The sequence below is a fragment of the Niastella koreensis GR20-10 genome (genome assembly GCF_000246855.1).
In the GTDB taxonomy this organism is placed as follows: Bacteria; Bacteroidota; Bacteroidia; order Chitinophagales; family Chitinophagaceae; genus Niastella; species Niastella koreensis.
This window is the reverse complement of sequence record NC_016609.1, coordinates 6329260-6348013: the sequence shown is the minus strand read 5'-3', so window position 1 is coordinate 6348013 and position 18754 is coordinate 6329260. Positions and strand designations below refer to the sequence as shown.

The 18754-nt window shown below is 43.8% G+C and carries 18 protein-coding genes; 10 read left to right on the top strand and 8 right to left on the bottom strand.

Going from position 1 to position 18754, the window contains the following annotated elements; all coding sequences use genetic code 11:
• Positions 1–3 precede the first annotated feature (3 nt).
• The 4 genes from NIAKO_RS25140 to NIAKO_RS25125 form a co-directional block, all read right to left on the bottom strand.
• Entirely contained in the window at positions 4–1182 is a 1179-nt protein-coding gene (locus tag NIAKO_RS25140) for an efflux RND transporter periplasmic adaptor subunit (protein WP_014221267.1), read from the bottom strand.
• A 317-nt stretch (positions 1183–1499) separates the two neighbouring features.
• A complete protein-coding gene (locus NIAKO_RS37160) occupies positions 1500–2396 on the bottom strand; it encodes a helix-turn-helix domain-containing protein (RefSeq protein WP_014221266.1) in 897 nt (298 codons plus the stop codon).
• A gap of 252 nt (positions 2397–2648) precedes the next feature.
• Positions 2649–4385, bottom strand: coding sequence for a single-stranded-DNA-specific exonuclease RecJ (gene recJ / locus NIAKO_RS25130; protein WP_041347277.1), 1737 nt, complete (start codon positions 4383–4385; stop codon positions 2649–2651).
• A gap of 60 nt (positions 4386–4445) precedes the next feature.
• The gene (locus tag NIAKO_RS25125) at positions 4446–5408 is read right to left on the bottom strand and encodes a polyprenyl synthetase family protein (protein WP_014221264.1); all 963 of its coding nucleotides are present in this window, start codon (positions 5406–5408) and stop codon (positions 4446–4448) included.
• A 204-nt stretch (positions 5409–5612) separates the two neighbouring features.
• Between NIAKO_RS25125 and NIAKO_RS25120 the strand changes: the two genes are divergently transcribed.
• The 8 genes from NIAKO_RS25120 to NIAKO_RS25085 all read left to right on the top strand — a co-directional run bounded on the left by NIAKO_RS25120 (position 5613) and on the right by NIAKO_RS25085 (position 12984).
• Positions 5613–7304 (top strand): OmpA family protein, encoded by a 1692-nt coding sequence (locus NIAKO_RS25120; RefSeq protein WP_014221263.1) that lies wholly within the window; start codon positions 5613–5615, stop codon positions 7302–7304.
• A 149-nt stretch (positions 7305–7453) separates the two neighbouring features.
• Positions 7454–8269 carry an outer membrane protein assembly factor BamD gene (locus tag NIAKO_RS25115; RefSeq protein ID WP_014221262.1) on the top strand — a complete coding sequence of 272 codons (816 nt, stop codon included), beginning with the start codon at positions 7454–7456 and terminating at the stop codon, positions 8267–8269.
• The gene (locus tag NIAKO_RS25110; protein ID WP_014221261.1) at positions 8244–8585 is read left to right on the top strand and encodes a DNA-directed RNA polymerase subunit omega; all 342 of its coding nucleotides are present in this window, start codon (positions 8244–8246) and stop codon (positions 8583–8585) included. The genes NIAKO_RS25115 and NIAKO_RS25110 overlap by 26 nt, the downstream gene beginning before the upstream one ends.
• A gap of 159 nt (positions 8586–8744) precedes the next feature.
• Complete coding sequence (gene coaBC / locus NIAKO_RS25105) at positions 8745–9941, top strand: bifunctional phosphopantothenoylcysteine decarboxylase/phosphopantothenate--cysteine ligase CoaBC (RefSeq protein ID WP_014221260.1); 1197 nt, start codon at positions 8745–8747, stop codon at positions 9939–9941.
• The gene (gene porD, locus NIAKO_RS25100; RefSeq protein ID WP_014221259.1) at positions 9934–10857 is read left to right on the top strand and encodes a type IX secretion system protein PorD; all 924 of its coding nucleotides are present in this window, start codon (positions 9934–9936) and stop codon (positions 10855–10857) included. The genes coaBC and porD overlap by 8 nt, the downstream gene beginning before the upstream one ends.
• The gene (locus NIAKO_RS25095; RefSeq protein WP_014221258.1) at positions 10854–11480 is read left to right on the top strand and encodes a DUF4296 domain-containing protein; all 627 of its coding nucleotides are present in this window, start codon (positions 10854–10856) and stop codon (positions 11478–11480) included. The genes porD and NIAKO_RS25095 overlap by 4 nt, the downstream gene beginning before the upstream one ends.
• A 62-nt stretch (positions 11481–11542) precedes the next feature.
• Positions 11543–12241 carry a CoA transferase subunit A gene (locus NIAKO_RS25090; RefSeq protein ID WP_014221257.1) on the top strand — a complete coding sequence of 233 codons (699 nt, stop codon included), beginning with the start codon at positions 11543–11545 and terminating at the stop codon, positions 12239–12241.
• 83 nt (positions 12242–12324) lie between these two features.
• Positions 12325–12984: a 3-oxoacid CoA-transferase subunit B gene (locus NIAKO_RS25085; RefSeq protein ID WP_014221256.1), complete on the top strand. Its 660-nt coding sequence runs from the start codon at positions 12325–12327 to the stop codon at positions 12982–12984.
• Here NIAKO_RS25085 and NIAKO_RS25080 read toward each other — a convergent pair.
• The 4 genes from NIAKO_RS25080 to NIAKO_RS25060 form a co-directional block, all read right to left on the bottom strand.
• Positions 12981–13706 carry a hypothetical protein gene (locus NIAKO_RS25080; RefSeq protein WP_014221255.1) on the bottom strand — a complete coding sequence of 242 codons (726 nt, stop codon included), beginning with the start codon at positions 13704–13706 and terminating at the stop codon, positions 12981–12983. The two genes, NIAKO_RS25085 and NIAKO_RS25080, sit on opposite strands and share 4 nt — an antisense overlap.
• A gap of 119 nt (positions 13707–13825) precedes the next feature.
• Entirely contained in the window at positions 13826–14485 is a 660-nt protein-coding gene (locus tag NIAKO_RS25075) for a response regulator transcription factor (protein WP_242675490.1), read from the bottom strand.
• Positions 14486–14628: 143 nt separating this feature from the next.
• Positions 14629–15336 carry a sensor histidine kinase gene (locus tag NIAKO_RS25070; protein ID WP_242675491.1) on the bottom strand — a complete coding sequence of 236 codons (708 nt, stop codon included), beginning with the start codon at positions 15334–15336 and terminating at the stop codon, positions 14629–14631.
• Positions 15337–16209: 873 nt separating this feature from the next.
• The gene (locus NIAKO_RS25060) at positions 16210–16599 is read right to left on the bottom strand and encodes a hypothetical protein (RefSeq protein ID WP_041347275.1); all 390 of its coding nucleotides are present in this window, start codon (positions 16597–16599) and stop codon (positions 16210–16212) included.
• A gap of 919 nt (positions 16600–17518) precedes the next feature.
• On the opposite strand from NIAKO_RS25060, the gene NIAKO_RS25055 reads away from it, so the two are divergent.
• A complete protein-coding gene (locus NIAKO_RS25055) occupies positions 17519–18178 on the top strand; it encodes a response regulator transcription factor (protein ID WP_014221250.1) in 660 nt (219 codons plus the stop codon).
• Between the two features lie 87 nt (positions 18179–18265).
• Positions 18266–18730, top strand: a complete 465-nt coding sequence (locus tag NIAKO_RS25050; RefSeq protein ID WP_014221249.1) for a heme-binding domain-containing protein — start codon at positions 18266–18268, stop codon at positions 18728–18730.
• Positions 18731–18754: the final 24 nt, after the last annotated feature.

Below are 18754 nucleotides of genomic sequence, written 5' to 3'. Positions count from 1 at the left end.
AAACTATAGAGGTTTCGCTTTCAGCAAGCTGTCGGCCGAAATTGGCTGCGGTACTATCGCAACACCATCCTGCAGGTTACCAACTCCAGCAAACACGATCTTTTCACCGGTTTTCAGGCCGTCTTTTACAAAGTAGTAGTTAGTTGTTTTTCCTGCTACGGTGATGGGCTTGCTGACCACTTTGTTACTGTCACCTACAGCGAAAACAAATACTTTGTCCTGCACTTCAAAGGTAGATTCGATGGGCACGATCATCGCATCGGCAAACTGTTGCGGAATGCGAACCTTTCCGGTATTACCCGTGCGGAGGATACCACCCGGGTTGGGGAAGGTAGCGCGGAAGCTGATGGCGCCGGTTGTTTTGTCGAATTGTCCTTCAATGGTGCTGATCTTTCCTTTTGAGCCGAAAATAGTGTTGTCGGCCAGGGCCAGTTCAACTGCGGGAACATGCTTTACTTTTTCTTCGATGCTGTTACCGGCAAACTGGTTTTTAAAAGAAAGAAAATCAGTCTCGCTCAATGAAAAGTAAGCATACATTTCACTGATGTCTGAAAGAATGGTGAGTACATCGTCTTTGCTAACAAGGGCTCCCTTTTTGTTGGGAATGCGGCCGATGTAGCCATTCGCGCTTGCTTTCACTAACGTGTAACCGACATTGATGTTGGCGTTGGCCACGGCGGCTTCAGCCTGTTTAACATTGGCCACGGCAGCGTCGTAAGCGGCTTTGGCGGTTTTGAGCTGAACATCGGAGATCACATTGTGCTCAACCAACGGCGTAAGGCGGTCAATTTCCACCTGGGCTTTTGATGCGTTGGCCTGAGCGGCCAGTAATGTTGATTTTGCGTTGTTCAATGACTCATTATAAGTGCGTGCATCGATTTTAAAGAGGGGCTGGCCTATTCTTACATAAGCGCCTTCATCTACAAAAATCTGTTCAAGATAACCTTCTACCTGAGGTCTGATCTCTACGTTTACTTTACCTTCCAGTGAAGCAGGATATTCACGAAAAGTGGTAGCATTAGTGGTTGTTACGGGCACCACCGGTAATGCTGGTGGTGGTTGCTGGGGCATTCCAGGTGTAGCAGAGCTATTAGCGCAGCTATATAAAACTGTTGCAACACTGATTGCTGTGAGTAACTTTACCCAGCTGTTGTACTGTTTGATATCCAAAGGTTTCATCATACATGGTTTAATAGACATACTAAAAAAATCGTTAAGGGCAAGCAAGTCGTTATTGCATGAGGCCACAGCGCGCAGTAGCTCTCTGCGCAGATTCAGATGGTAGCAGTATACCGGGATCAGATGGCGTTAGGTACGAGAAAACGATTCCAGGTTTCCGGAGATAGTTATTAAGTGTTGTAGATTGCTGTATTGTATTAACAGGTAGCCGGTGCCATACTGTAGGGTAATGCTAAACTTTTATCATATAACCTGCCCATTAAAATCATCCCGTAAAAGTAATAAGGATTGTGACTTTGTTAATTTACCTTATTGGGGGATTAATTGTACTTTTCCCGGATTGTCCTTTGGAACAGGGCGGGGGTATTACCAGTATGTTTTTTAAAGAAGCGGTTGAAGTAGGCATCGTCTTCAAAGTTCAAACGTCCGGCAATTTCTTTAACCGAATGTTCGCCCCAGAATAAGAGCCTTTTAGCTTCCAGAATTCTTCTTTCGTCGATAATTTGTTTAGCAGTTTTACCTGTGACAGTTTTTATGAGGTCGTTCAAATGGCCAGGCGTAACATATAACATATCGGCATATTGTGTTACCTGGGTAGCGTTTACAAAGTTTTCATCGATGAGTGATTTGAATTGACGTACTATGCGGTTTTGTGAGTAGTCCATGGTAACTACAGGGGCGGGGGCTTCGGCAACTGTTTCATTTTTACAATTAACCAGCCGGCCTGCACATATAATAAAGGCGTTGAGGAGGTTCTTGAGTATAAGGCCTTTCTGTGGCTTATCATCTTTGAACTCCTGGTACATGAGATCTACATATACAGAGATCTCCTGCATTTGTTCAACATTCATTACCGGTAAAACCACCTGGCTGAACATGCATTCCCAACAGGCAAGTACACCCTGTGTTTCGGTAAGCAGAAATTCTTTGTTGAACGAGATATGCATCATCTTATAGTAGGAGTTACCTGTTTGCTGATGCACCTGGTCGGGGGCCAGCATTAACAATGCGGGCGCCTTTATAGTATATTTTTCAAAGTCGGTATAATGCGTTACTTCGCCTTCCACCAAAAAACTGATCTTGTAATCAGCATGGCGATGGGGTATGGCCATGTAAGATGGTACAGAATTACCTTCGGTTTTTTTAATAATGAAATTGGTGCCTGGTATACAAGCAGCCATGTCATAAATAGGTATCAGTGCCTGGTTATTTTTCATACAATCACAACATTGGTAGCGGTGAAAACCATCCCTACGCTATGGGTGGATAGTAAAAATATTATAATAATGGCAAACTCTTATCACCGAAAATATTATTGTACCATAAAATTTTAAAAACCAAACCTTTTCAGGGTATGGTTTGTTAGTGCGAATAGTTGAATATTGACCTGTCAAAATACGGCAAAAGGGGAGAAAAGCATACGAATGTTCATAAATTCATCACCTGGCAGGGGGCTGTAATTGTCGTGATCAGGATACGGCTTTTTCTACAACCTGGCTATCTTCCGCCAGTCTGAAGTCTATAACCCGCAACTGTAAGTGTTTTTCATTGTTCCATTCATTCTCATCTAACGTAAATACAACGTCTACCGGTTTTTTCGATTCAAGCAAATGGAATTTTTTAGCCATCCCAAAGCCTATGCCATTGAAAAGGATGTTGTCCTGGCGCAGGGAGAACTTGATATGCTGTTCTTTAACAACACGGGAATAACCTGAGTCGGTAACATTACGCACTACAAACAAAGGCCGCATGTTCTCGGGGCCAAAGGGCTCCATTTGATGAATGATATTATAAAAGGGCTGCTTAAGGTCTTTAAAGGCTACCTCGGCATCGATGATAATTTCAGGTACCAGTAAGTCGGGGGTAATAGTGGCCGACACTACTTCTTCAAACCGGTCGCGAAAGGCTTCCACTTTATCAAGCGCCAGCGTCATACCTGCTGCATAAAAGTGGCCGCCATACCCTAACAACAGATCTTTACACTGGTGAATGGCTTCGTATACATTAAAACCGGCCACGCTCCGGGCCGATCCGGCCACATATTCGCCGCTTTGGGTAAGAACAATTGTGGGACGATAGTAATAGTCTATAAGCCGGGAGGCTACAATACCTACCACGCCTTTATGCCAGTGTGATTGAAAAACAACCGTTGATTTGCGGGTTTGCCATACAACGTCGTTTTCAATAATGGCCAGGGCCTCTTCAGTAATATTTTTATCGGCTTCCTTGCGTTCGGTGTTATCCAAATGTAATTGTTCGGCATAATGCTTGGCTTCCAACGGTGTATTGGCAATGAACATTTGCACGGCTTTGCGGGCATCGTCCATACGGCCGGCAGCATTTACGCGCGGGGCGATCATAAACACGAGGCTGTTTATAAACAATTCCTTTTGTACCCCGCTTAGTTCCTTTAATGCCAGGATGCCATAATTGGGGTTCTCATTGGCCTTTTTTAAACCATAAAAGGCCAGCACCCGGTTCTCGCCCGTCATGGGTACAATATCCGCAGCAATGGCGGTAGCTACCAGGTCCAGGTATTCGGCCGCCGCGGAATCATCCAGCTTCAGATGCCGGGCCAGGGCCGAGATCAATTTAAAGCCCACTCCGCAGCCACACAATTCTTTATAAGGGTAATTGCAACCTTTTTGTTTGGGGTTTAAAATGGCTACAGCCGGGGGCAGCATATCATCGGGCATGTGGTGATCGCACACAATGAAATCGATGCCGTTTTCCCGGGCATATTGAATAAGCTCCACTGATTTTATTCCACAGTCGAGCGAAATAATAAGCGTAAATCCGTTTTCGATGGCAAAGTCGATCCCCTTCTTTGATACGCCATAACCTTCGCGGTAACGGTGAGGGATATAGAAGTCGACCTTGTCGCTTTTATAAAACTTTTGCAGAAAGCGCAACATACAGGAAACGGCGGTGGTGCCATCTACATCATAGTCGCCAAAAACAAGTATTTTTTCCTGGTGGTCAAATGCTTTACTTATGCGGGCAACTGCTTTATCCATATCCTTCATCAGGGAAGGATCGTGCAGGTCGGAAAGCTGGGGGCGAAAGAATTGCTTTGCTTTATCGTAGTCATCCAGGTATCGCTGGGCGAGTATTTTACAAAGAACAGGATGTATTTTAAGGCTTGCATACAATTGCTGCACTTTATCATCATCTGCCGTCAGTATGTTCCATCTCTTTTGTAGCATAATAAAATCCCAGGTTTCAAGCCGCAAGGGCTTTTGCCTTGAGCCTTGTTATCTTGTGCCTTAATATTTTCTGTCTGTAGTATACCGTACCAGTTCTTCCAGGCCGTTTCGTATTTCTACGTTGTCGAATTCGTGTAAAATGGACAGCGCTTCATCCCTGAAGCTAAACATTTTTTTCTCAGTATAACTAATGCCGCCGGTTTGTTTCACCACGTTAATGACCTCCTGAACCTTCTGGGGGTCTTTATTCTGATTTTTGATAATATATATCAGTTTGCGGCGGGTAGCGCTGTCGGTATTTTGTAGTGTATAAATTAATGGAAGGGTGAGCTTCTTTTCCCTGATATCGTTACCGGTAGGTTTTCCCACCGCTTCATTGCCGTAATCGAACAGGTCGTCTTTTATCTGGAAGGCCATGCCTACCTTTTCCCCAAACAGTCGCATTTTTTCTGTGATAACCTCGTCCTGGGTGGTGCTCCAGGCGCCGGAAGCGCAGGCGGAAGCCAGCAGGGACGCGGTTTTTCCTTTTATGATCTCGAAATAAGTTGCCTCTTCAAAATTAAGGGTGCGTGATTTTTCCATTTGCAGCAATTCACCCTCGCTCATAGCACGTATGGCATTTGATAATAATTTTAAAATACGGTAATCGTCGTGGTCGAGGGAGAGGAGCATACCTTTGGCCAGCAGATAGTCGCCAACCAAAACCGATACCTTGCTTTTCCACAAAGCATATGTAGAGAAAAATCCCCTACGCTCCAGGGATTCATCTACCACGTCATCATGTACCAGGGTAGCTGAATGTAGTAATTCTACTAACGAAGCAGCCCGGTAAGTAGTATCGTTAACGGGCCCGCATAACTTGGCAGAAAGCAGTACAAACATGGGCCGTAATTGCTTACCTTTCCGGTTCACAATAAACCTCATAATCCTGTTCAGGAGCGGCACCTGGCTCTTTACAGCTTCATGGAATTGTTTATCAAATTCGGGTAATTCTTCTCGTAATATTGCTAGTGATAATTTCATGCGGAATATAAGAGGAGCAAATTACTATTTATTAATGTACAACGTAAGAGGCATTTAATTTGCTCTGTTATGGTCTTACTGTGTGAAAAACAGCAAGATAATGCACATTGTGTTGGGGAAAAAAATTTGGTAGTTAGCTGTCAATTAATATTTTTGCACAGATTCTGAGTTCTGGTTACTTAATCCTTCACATAAAATTTAGTTATGGCAAGCAAAAAGTACGTAAGTATTATAAGCTTAACGTTCCTGTTAGCATCTGCGGCCTCCCAGGCACAATTGGGTGGTACCTATGACGTACAGGACTCTTCTGTTATACCTTCTAAGAGGCTCCCTCAGCACACCGAGTTCATGGCAAACAATTACCCTTACCCGGCCAAACCCCGTAATCAATGGGAAATAGGCTTACAGGTAGGTGCTATGGACATTTCCGGTGATGTTCGTAACCGTTTTCCTGGTTTTGGCGGAGCATTACATGCTCGTAAAGCGCTGGGTTATGTGTTCTCTTTAAGAGGTCAATTAGGTGTTTATACCACTAAGGGGTTGAACTTTCAACCTTCATATCAATGGTCAAAAAATACCGCCTGGACTTCAGCCGGCTATGCTGCCGGAACTCCAGTGTTCTACAACTACAAAACAAATGTTTACGACCTGAGCTTACAGGGCGTGGTAACATTGACTAACATTCGCTTTCACAAAGCAAAAAGTAACTTCAATTTATACATGTTCGGCGGTATCGGTGGTATGATCTATGACACCAAAATAGATGCTCTGAAAGGAGATGGTACCAATTATGCAGCCGATTTTCAGACAATCTTTAATAAATACGCAGCTACTACTGATGGCTTTGGATACAAAAACAGAAAATCCATCAAAAAAGACCTGAAAAATGTATTGGACGGTAAATATGAAACACAGGGTGAAACAGATAACTCTCAGCCTAAATTGTTCAAAAAGCCATTCCGCCCCATTTTCGTAGCTGGTGCCGGTGCTCAATTCAAACTGAACAAAAAGTTCAGCCTGGCCCTGGAAGATAAACTGACCTTCTCTAAAACAGACTTGTTAGATGGTCAACAATGGCAGGAAAACGGTGTTGCTACATCCGTTGCTGGTTTCCAATCTGCACCTGCTCAAACAAGAGACTTTGATACTTATAACTTCTTCTCTCTTGGTATCAACATGGCAATTGGTAACAAAGCTGTTGAACCTTTGTGGTGGCTGAATCCTTTGGATTACGCTTACAACGAGGTTAACAAACCACGCCACATGAAGCTCCCCAAACCAGTTTTGGATGATGCTGATGGCGATGGTATTACTGACCAGTTTGACCAGGAGCCTAACACACCTGCCGGCGCTCCTGTTGACAGCCATGGTGTTAGCCGCGATACTGATGGTGACGGTGTTCCTGACTACAAAGACAAGGAACTGGTTACACCAACACAATGTCAACCTGTTGATGCTGATGGTGTAGGTAAATGTCCTCCTCCTGCATGCTGCGATTCTCTTCAGAAACTGATCGAAGAAGGTGGAATCAAAGGCAAATGCAAGATCGGTAACTTACCAAGCGTTACCTTCAAAGCAAAATCAATCACATTAAGCAACGACGCTAAAGCTTTACTGGCTGCAGCTGCTTCACAAATCAAGAATAACCCTGATTGTAAGATAGCTGTGATCGGATATTGCTCTTCAAGCAAATCTGAACAACAGTTAAGCTGGGATCGTGTGAATGCCGTTATCAGCTACCTGGTTGATAAAGAAGGCGTTAGCCAAGAACGTTTCATCTTCAAATATGGTGAAGCCGGTGGCGATTGCAACACGGTAGACCTGCGCGATGGAACTGGCGAAGAAGGTCCTACCACAGTGCCTGCTCCGCACCCGAACTTGCGTCGCGGCAGATAATAAAAAGTACTTTAGCTTAAATTGCTTTAACTAATAGTATAACCCCGACGATTTCGTCGGGGTTTTTTATGTTTATCTTAACGGGTTGTTTTTGGGTTACAACACCTTTCCATACATATTTGCAGGAAAACCTTAACTTTGCACACTTTATGCGTTCAGCCTTAATAATTGCAATAATAGCCCTAAGCGTAGCGTCCTGCTCCAAGTTTTCCCGGGTGCAGAAGAGTACCGACTATGATTACAAATTGCGCATGGCAGAAAAATACTATGTAGCCAAGAAGTATAACTATGCCTCGCAATTGTATGAAGAACTCTTCCCCATCATGAAGGGACAACCACAGTTTGAAGACTTATTTTATAAGTATGCCTACTGTTCTTATTATTTGCACGACTGGCTGCAGGCCGAAAACCTGTTCAAACAGTTTGTAGAGGTGTTTCCCACCAGTGCAAAAGCCGAGGAAATGGAATACATGCGGGCTTTTACCTATTACCGGCAGTCGCCCAAGGCTGAGCTCGATCAAACCAATACCCAGAAAACAATTGGTTTGATGCAGACGTTTATTAATACGCATCCCAATTCGCCCAGGAATAAAGAGGCATCGGACATCATGGATAAATGCCGTATAAAGCTGGAAGAGAAGGAAGTAGGAAGCGCCCAATTGTATTATAATATGAGCCATTACCGGGCGGCAGCGATCGCTTACACCAGTTTAATGGCCGATTTTCCTGATTCGCCAAAAGGTGATACTTATAAGTTGCAGGTTATCAAATCTTACTATTTATTTGCCATGAATAGTATAGAAGATAAGAAACCTGCCCGTTTTGAACAGGTGGTTTCGGAATGCCATGATTTTCTGGACCGTTTCCCCGAAAGCACGCTGAAAAAGGAAGTAGAGAATTACGAGACATTAGCAAAAAATAACATTAAAGCCACCAATAATGAGCAAATTACGAAGACAAATTAGTGCTAACACCGCTAATACCGCCGAAACAAAGGATTTGAATGCCATTAAAGCTAAAACCGGCAATGTGTACGAGTCAATTGCCATTATTGCCAAAAGGGCTAACCAAATCAATATCTCTTTAAAAGAGGAATTGCATAACAAACTGGAAGAATTCGCCAGCCATACCGACAGCCTGGAAGAGATCCATGAGAACAAAGAGCAGATCGAGATCTCCAGAGCGTATGAGCGCATGCCTAACCCGGCATTGCTGGCCACCCAGGAGTTTTTCGACGATAAGATCTATTATCGCAAGAATGAAGACGACCTGTTTAGTTAATATAACACGGTAAGAAATGTATTAAAAGCGTCCCGGAACACCGGGTCGCTTTTTTAGTTTTATGGAGGCTGGCAGACTGTTGTGGGTATGTTATTGTTGATAAAGCGCTAACCCGGGTATCCACTTTGTTTAACCCAAATGACCTAATTTTAACCAATTATGTTCCAGGACAAAAAGATATTACTGGCTGTTACAGGAAGTATTGCTGCTTATAAATCCATTTTACTGGTTCGCCTGCTGGTAAAGGCAGGGGCCGAGGTAAAAGTGGTATTAACGCCTGCAGCAAAAGAATTTGTATCGCCGCTTACCCTGGCAACATTATCAAAAAATGCGGTTATTAGTGAACTGGCCAATAACGACTCCTGGAGCAACCATGTAATGCTGGGCCGGTGGGCCGATGTGATGGTGGTAGCCCCGTTAAGCGTAAACACCCTGGCAAAAATGGCCAATGGCCTATGTGACAACATGTTACTGGCTACCTGGTTATCAGCCACCTGCCCCGTGGTTGTAGCCCCGGCCATGGATGAAGATATGTGGCATCACCCCGCTACCCAGGCCAATCTGCAAAAGCTGCAATTGTATGGCAATCGCGTTATTCCCGTTGAAAAAGGCGAGCTGGCCAGTGGCCTGCAAGGCGATGGGCGGATGGCCGAACCGGAAGCCATTCTGCATTTCCTCGAAAACAACATCTTTGGTAAAAAAGACCTGGCGGGTAAAAAGGCGCTGGTAACTGCCGGACCCACCTATGAACCTATTGATCCCGTGCGGTTTATCGGTAATCATTCCTCAGGTAAAATGGGCGTGGCCATTGCAGAAGAGCTGGCCGGCCGGGGCGCCGAAGTGCACCTGGTACTGGGCCCATCTTCCGTTAAAACCACTTTCCCCGGCATTTATGTTCATAAAGTGCAAACTGCCGGTGAAATGTATGATACCTGTGTGGCTGAGTTTCCCACCGTTGATATTGCTGTGATGAGCGCTGCTGTGGCAGATTATACCCCGGTAGAAACAGCGCCGGAAAAGATCAAAAAAACAAGCGGTACCCTGGTTATTGAACTGACCAAAACAAAGGATATTTTAAAAAGCCTGGGGCAGCTGAAACGCAATGGACAATTGCTGGCAGGCTTTGCCCTGGAAACAGCCAATGAACGCCAGTATGCTTTGGATAAACTGGCGGCAAAAAACGCCGATTTGATTGTGCTGAACTCCCTGAACGATGAGGGCGCCGGTTTTGGCTATGATACCAATAAGGTCACTATTTTTGAAAAAGGCGGTAATGAGATTGCGTACGACCGCAAACCAAAGCAACAAGTAGCTAAAGATATCGTTGATAGAATCGTAAACATGCTATATGTGTAGAAAGATCGTATGGATATTTTTTATGATGGTTATGGCGCCGGTTTGTTTGCTGGCCCAGGAGCTTAAAGCCCGTATTACCATTAATACCCAGCAGCTTAGTACGCCTGCTGATAAAAAGGCCTTCCAGACGTGCCAGGCGGCGCTCAATAATTTTTTGAACAACCGCAAGTGGACAAAGGATACCTGGCAGCCCAATGAAAAGATAGTATGCAACTTTTTATTCATTATCACCGAAGCGCAAGGCGGCAACGTATACAAAGCCAAACTTACGGTGCAGGCCGCCCGCCCGATATACAATTCCAACTACGATTGCCCGCTCATCAATTTTATGGATGAGAATGTGATCTTTAAATATGTAGAGTACCAGTCAATTGAGTTCAATGAAAACCGGGTGTCTGGTTCAGACCCCATTGTTGGGAACCTCACAGCCATACTGGCTTATTATGCTTACGTTATTCTGGGACTCGATTACGACTCTTTTGCGTTACGAGGCGGCGATCCATACTTTCAGAAAGCCATGAATATTGTGAACAATGCTCCCGAGGGGCGTGATATTTCGGGCTGGAAGGCATTTGATGGTTTGCGTAACCGGTACTGGTTAACAGAGAACCTTACGAATAACCGGTACAACCTGATGCACGACGCTTTTTACAGCTATTACCGCCTGGGAATGGATTATATGTATGAGAATGAAACAGACGGCCGCGGCGCCATCTTAAATTCCCTGAGCCTGGTAAATACCATGAACAACGACATTCCCAACACGATGATCGTGCAGTTCTTCTTTCAGGGTAAGTCGAAGGAATTGATTAATATTTTTAAAAAGGGCACTCCTGAAGACAAGCAAAAAGCAAGGGAAATTTTACAAAAGATAGATATCTCCAACTCCAATTTGTATAAACAGGAATTAAAATGAACCGGCTATTACTGGTATGTTTGAGCGCAATTGTGTGGTGTATGGTTAGTTGTACTGATAAAGACAAGATACCCAAAGGTGTATTGGGTAAGGAAAAGATGCAGAAGGTGTTGATGGATATGATCCAGGCCGAGCGGTTCAGGGATGGCTTTATTGTGTACGATTCTTCCAAAAACCTGAAAACGGAAACCTTTAAATTGTACGCGCAGGTTTTTGAATTGAATAAGATCTCCAAGGATGAATTTATAAAGAGCTATAAATTTTATATGAGCCGTCCCGATATTGCACGGGAAATATTCGACTCGTTATCAAGCCAGGCAGCGAAGCTTCGCGAAAGTTTGAATAAACCAGCACCGTTGGATACTGCAGCCAAATCAAAATCAATTACAGACAGTGCAAAAGCAAAAACAGCTGATAGCGCAAAGCTAAAAACTGCCGACAGCGCAAAAAAAATAACTCCACTATCACCTATAGTACCCACTCATGCAGGTCCGCCGCCACCTGGCGCCTTAAAACCTGCCAAAACTATTGCGCCGGAAAACCTGGCCAACAGAAGGGGGGCATTCAGCAGACTGAAATTCAGGGATACTTTACTAAAACTAAACACCAAACCCAGGCCATAAATTCTACGGCTTGTTTTGGCTGCATGCGGTAGTTCCTTATTTTTATCAATAAATTGCTTGCTATGCAAAAAGTTGTTGTCAATGCGGATGCCGCCATTGCCGACATTCAGGATAATGCTACCATTATGCTGGGTGGATTTGGTTTATGCGGTATTCCTGAAAATTGTATTGCTGCGCTTGTACGCAAAGGCGTTACAAATCTTACCTGTATCTCCAATAATGCCGGGGTAGATGATTTTGGATTAGGCTTACTGCTAAAGACCCGCCAGATAAAAAAAATGATGAGTTCGTATGTGGGCGAGAACGCTGAGTTTGAACGGCAGTTGTTAAGCGGTGAGCTGGAAGTGGACCTTATACCCCAGGGCACACTGGCTACCCGTATTCAAATGGCCGGTATGGGCATTCCTGCATTTTATACACCAGCCGGATATGGCACCGAAATAGCAACGGGGAAGGAAGTGCGCGAATTCAATAATAAAATGTATTTGATGGAATACGCGCTGCACGCCGATTTCTCACTTGTGAAGGCCTGGAAGGGCGATCGCTATGGCAACCTGGTTTTTCGCAAAACCACCCGCAATTTCTCCACCTCTATTGCCAAAGCAGGTAACATTACCATTGCAGAAGTAGAACACCTGGTTGAACCTGGTGAACTGGATCCTGATCATATTCACGTGGCAGGCATTTATGTACACCGCATCTTTGAAGGAACCAATTACGAGAAGCGGATTGAGCGGAAGACAGTGAAGATGGAGAAATGAGAAATTAGAAATGAGGAATGAAGAAGGGAAAACCCGAAGCGCGGTAGCAACCAGTAACTACAAACTTCAAACTACAAACTAAAATGGCTTTAGATAAATACGGTATTGCAAAACGCATTGCTCAGGAGTTGAAAGATGGTATGTATGTGAACCTTGGTATTGGCATTCCAACCCTGGTGTCGAATTATATACCTGACGGTATTGAAGTTATTCTGCAGTCGGAGAACGGCATCCTGGGCATGGGCCCATACCCGGTTGAATCGGATATTGATGCCGACCTGATTAATGCCGGTAAGGAAACAGTGACGGTGATCCCCGGTGGTGCTTTTTTTGACAGTGCTGAAAGCTTTGGCATGATCAGGGCAGGCAAGGTTGACCTGACCGTACTGGGCGCCATGGAGGTTTCTGAGAACGGGGATATTGCCAACTGGAAGATCCCGGGCAAAATGGTAAAGGGCATGGGCGGCGCCATGGACCTGGTAGCCAGCGCCAAGAACATCATTGTGGCCATGATGCATACCAATCCCAAAGGGGAATCGAAGGTATTACCAGCCTGCACGTTGCCATTGACCGGTGTTAAATGTGTAAAGCGCATAGTAAGCGACCTGGCCGTACTGGATGTATTGCCCCAGGGCGGGTTTAAACTGCTTGAACGGGCGCCTGGCGTAACGGTTGAGGAGATCCGCAATAAAACATTGGGTAAGCTGGTAATTGAAGGCGATATTCCCGAAATGAAGATCTAATATTTGATGGTGCGCCGGTTAACTGGTGGGGGAAACAGGGGAGGCATCGGTTGAAAGTCGACCTCTTTGTTATTGTTATCATTCTTGTTACCGGCAACTGAAGCAGCTACAATAAAGAACACCATTCGCAGCATATCGGCCAGCGTTATAATAATACTTTTTTCCTGTTTTATTTGCTGCGACAGGTTGGTGTGACTGCCGGCCATGGCTTCCATCAATACCACCATTCCATTATAGCATAAGAGGCCACCCGCAATCCAGAATGCCGGTTCACTGGCCAGTACAATGTGCCGGTTGTTGATGAGTTGTAATAAAATAACTACGGCCAGCACGGTTAAAATACCGGCCTGTATTATGGTCAGTAAATCTGTATAAGCTGTAAGGCCTTTTAATGCGTAAATAGTAATAGTTACAGACAGGAAAGATACCAGCACCATTTTCAGGATGTCTTTTCCGGGTGCGGATGTCATCAATAAATTAAACAGGTAATATACAAGCGTAAATTCAACGAGTTTAAAGGCAATTTGCAGGTTGGGGAAGCCGGGTTGAATAAAGAAAAGCGTGAGGTACTGGCAGATTACGAAAAGACAAAGAACTTTCAGGACGTTAAGAACAGCGGTAGCCGCAACTTTACGAACATAAAGTATGCCCACGGGTAATAACGACAGTAGCATAACTACCAACGACAGGGCAATAAATATACTTCCACCGGTTTCTACCATGGTCTAAGAGTTCAGGGCCAAACCGGTTCTTCATAGGGGTCTGTATTGTCTTTAACGCTGCTAATAAGGGTATCAACATAATGCCGGCTTTACGTTATTAGTCAAATATTGCCGGGAGTTTAATCAATCAGGTTATTCTTAACTGCAAAAAATACCAGGCCAGCCGTGTTTTTAGCTCCAAAGCGTTCCATCAACCTGTCTTTGATAGCTTCTACAGTACGCGGACTTACCTCTAATTTTTGTGCAATTTCATGGGCGGTAAACTCCATGCAAATATATTTTATCACATCCCGTTCGCGGTCGCTGAGGGTGATTTCGCTGTTCAGGCTGGGCACCACCTTAACCCGGGCGTGTGATTTTTTTAAAAGTATCCTGTTTACAAAGTTATTCAGGTAATACCCTTTGCTCATTACCTCCATTATTGCCTTCTTGATCTCGGAAGGGTCGGCGCTTTTGAGCAGGTAGCCGTTAGCGCCTATTTCCATCATATGGCTCACAAACCGTTCATCTTCATACATCGTTAGCGCAATTACGTGGATGTTAGGATATTGGCGGGCAATTACTTTCGTAGTTTCGATGCCATCTTTCAGGGGCATACGCAGGTCCATTAATATCACATCAGGTTGCTCAGGGGCCGTTGGCAGGTTATCCAACAGTTCCTGGCCGTTCTCTGCCTCAAGTACGAATTTTATGTTTGTATAAGGCCTTAACGACAATATTACTCCTTTACGGAATATTTTGTGGTCATCAGCTATAGCCACTTTAATAGGTCCCATCATTGTTTGATATTGGCAAAACTAAATTACTAAAAATTTTAAGTGTTTAGGTATTCAGGGGGTATGGGTTTTACGTTAGTATAAACACTTATTCCGTACTACATCTTAAGATAGTAGTAGCCCTTATCAAAATATGAACCAATATTTTATAATTGAGGTGCTACCGCTTCTTCCTCCAAACGGGGAATTTCGATAGTAACCTTATAGTATGTTTGCGAAATGTCTTTTTCGAAATAAATACGTCCGTGTAACAGTTTCAACCTGCTCTGAATGTTTTTCAGGCCCAAACCCACATTACTTTTATTCAGCTTATCAAAATCCGCCTGGGTAATACCGCGGCCGTCGTGATGGAGGCGAATATACAATTTGTTCCCACTCAAGTTCTGGGTTAGATGAATAAAACTGGCGTTGCTGTGTTTCAGGATATTATTCACCAATTCCTGGATTACCCTGAAAATTATCAATTCCTGGTCGGCGTGCAGGCGTTCGCGGTAATCGTGAAAACGGCAGCTGGCGTTCATGCTGCCCGAGCCGCTGATTTTCTGGAACAGATCGTTTACAGCCGATTCCAACCCGAAGTTTTTAAGGGTAGGGGGCATCAGGCTGTGTGAGATATTACGGATCAGCTGAATAGTATCGTCAATGATTTGCTTGGCGTTGTATATGCTTTGCAGCTGGGTGGTTTTATCGAGGTTCACCAGGTTCTCGTTCAGGTATAAACGCGCGGTAGCCAGCAGGGGGCCGGCATCGTCGTGTAAATCGGCCGCAATTCGTTGCCGCTCCTCTTCCTGCAGGCGAATGGAGGCATTCAACAGCATTTTCTGTTGCTCCTGTTCCATGTATTGCAACTGCATCTGGTAACGTATAACCTTACGTTGATGGAAAATAATGAAAACGATGAGGCCAATGGTAAGAACCAGCATGCCAATGGTGCCAAAATACAGTACCACCGGAAACTGGCTGGCCCCATGTACAGCCTGCAGCAGAATCACTAATATGTGAGAGGCGGGGTTTATAATGGGTTATAGGGGTTTTTAAAAAAATTATCGTATGAGGACAGGCTACTGCTGTTTTTGTCCTTTGCTTCTCTCAGCGAAAAAGCAATGCTAAAGAATAGATTTTTTATGGTATTGAATATGAATGTGATGAACCAGAATTTCCCGATGTCCCTGCTATCTATCTCATCTACGAACGTATAGATGAAGAAAGACCCTGCCAAATAAACCAAAAAGCCAAGTATAACCCAGAACATGGAAGTATTATATATAAAAAGTACCCTGGGTTTGTTTATTTGCTCGAATAAATAATACAGGGAAAATGTAAAGATCAGAATTGATTCGCAAGCTACTGGCACTGAATCAAAAAAGTTCCATTTTGTGGTAAAAAAGTAATAACAGATAAATATAATAAACAATGTTGAAACAGTAGCTATCACTTTTTTGAAGAAGCGGCCTTCTATAATGAGCCAGATGAAATAACTGAAAAGGAAAAACTCAACCAGGGTGTATGTGCTCAGGAAGAGCTTGGCCGACAGGTTTAAGAGTATTATATCATTCAGGAATGAGTACAATGAATAAATAAAGATTACCCATAATTCCTTCCTTTTGGTATGCCTTAAAAAGGCAAGAAAGAGAATTACGGGTAATAGCGAAGAATATAAGCTGATATGTAAGAAAAAACTCTCTATATCAGGGCGCTTTACCTCAAATATAGAGATTCAGGTTTATTTAATCAATAATAAACCATCCATCATCCCCGAAAATATCGTCGCCGGAAGGAGAGGGGATGCTTCTGTCAGCAACAATGCCTTTTTGTTTCTGAAGTTGGGCGTCTTCAGTCACTACAGTGTAGTTAATCAGTTGTTTGCCATTTTGATCGAGGCCTACGTAAACCAGGGTTTTTTGTCCCAATTCGTTGATAGCATTGTAGAACTGGATACCGGCGCAACCAGGTTGAGCCAGGATCTGGTTCAGGATCTCTTTTCCGATAATGTAACCCTGTACATCATTCGGATGAGCTTTGCGGTAGTTGGTTACCAATTCAGCGCCGAGTTCATGGGTAATTTCTTCACCAATAGTAGCAATGTTACGTTTAGTGAGGAGTTCAGTCTGCATCATAGTAGTAAGTTTTTAGAGGTTGTAAAAAGTGGTTCCGGGTGTTAAGAAACCTCCAAAAAAAAAGATATACAACGGGTTGCGAGCACCCGTAAAAGCTGTAATTTTGCTCGAAATGCTCTATGGGCCTGCGTTTTGAGGGGATTTTCTAAGAAGTATTACGATATAAAATGGGGAAAATTTCTCGTAATATACCGTATATTTACCATTGCTAAAGTTCGTATAACCTACAATCGGGGGATGGTTATTCACACATGTGAATAAGTGTAATTGCTTAAGTATCGTAGGATTAGTGCTTAAGCAGCGTGTGTGGATTTTAAAAACGGGGCAGCGCAAAGAGCAGCGCTTACAGTAAAATTTTCCTTTTCTTATTTACCGGCAGACACTGATTGCAATACAACTGATTTTAAAACAGGTATCAATTGAACTATGTTTTCGAAAGGGTATGACTTTGTATTGTTAGGACGAGGTAATTGCCTGAAGTAGAGTGGTTAAAAAAAATCAGAAGAAGTTGACCGATATTGGATTTGACAGGCGGCATTCATAAGATTGTTGGAAATACTTTTATGGACGGTGATCGTGATATTGGATGTTTTAAGGTTGCCATTCCTTATCAATCAACTTCTGAAACAAAAGTAATTGGCCACCTGCCTGTTCGCAATAGCGGAAACGCTCTATTTTAAAAATTCGGGAATTACCGGTAAATACGTAAAAAACGTCGCGTGTAAACTGGTACTATTTCTATTGATCGTGGTAAACTAACGTTTACGATGTGAGTGAAATGGTTTTTTTATGCGATATTGCCCCAGGTTAGGGCCCCGGACGGTATGAAAACTCAACCATTAAGGGGCTTAAACGGTAGGGCATATTTGACCAGAAAAGGAACAACTTATAACCCATTAATAAGCCAACCTTACCCATTATGAGCACTGAACTGGTTATTAAAGTAGCACTTGCCGACGATCACAAGATATTTCGCGACGGCATTAAAATGGCTCTTAAAGGAAAAGAGTACCTGAAGATTCTTTGGGAAGCCGAAGATGGTAAAGATCTGATGCACAAAATGCAGATCAAAAAACCAGATGTTTTACTGATGGATATTCGTATGCCCGAAATAGATGGGGTGAATGCGATTGGGATACTCCGTAAGGAATACAGCGATGTAAAGATCCTGGTTCTTACCATGTACGACGAACAGGAAATGATCACCAAGATGATGGAAATGGGCGCCAACGCTTACCTCACCAAAACCTCTGACCCTGACGAGATCTATCAGGCCATACTCACCTGCATGAATGATGACTTTTACTTTAATGATCTGGTAAATAAAGCGGTACTGTCGAAATTGCAAACCAAAAAACAGGTACGGCAGTTTTACCCCAACCCCATAAAATTTTCCGAAAAAGAAATCAAGATCCTGAAGCTGCTGGCGGCCGATAAAACCACCGAGGAAATTTCAAAAGAAGTATTCCTGAGCCCCCGCACCATTGAAACCATTCGCCAGAACATGAAATCGAAGGTAGGCGCTAAAACCATTGCCGGCCTGATCATGTACGGTATGCGCAACAAACTCATAGATTAATATTGAATATCGAATAGTAAACTCATACCAACTCCCGCACGAATTTTCATCGCTTTTATTTATTTTCATTTCTAAATTCAGTTCGGTATGAAGAAAAAAATAGTGCCCGCTCTGCTTGTATTGCTGATCGTTATCCAGTTTATTCGTCCTGCCCGTAACCTGTCGGCAGCTGTTTCCCCCAACGACATTAGCCGCCATTATACGGTGCCCGATACGGTGGCCCATATTTTACAACGCGCCTGTAACGACTGTCATAGTAACAATACCCGTTATCCCTGGTATACAAATATTCAACCGGTAGGCTGGTGGATGCAGCATCATGTGAACGAAGGAAAAGACGAATTGAATTTTTCTGAATTCGGCGCCTATACCTCAAAACGGCAGAACCATAAAATGGAAGAAGTAGGCGAACAGGTCGAGAAGGGAGAAATGCCGCTGGACAGCTACCTGTGGATCCATAAAGATGCCAAACTGACTGCTCCCGAAAAAGAAGTCCTGATTTCCTGGGCTAAAGACCTGCGCAATAAGATTGCTGAAAAAGGACCGCTCTAAATAGATTTTGAAATACCTTGCAGC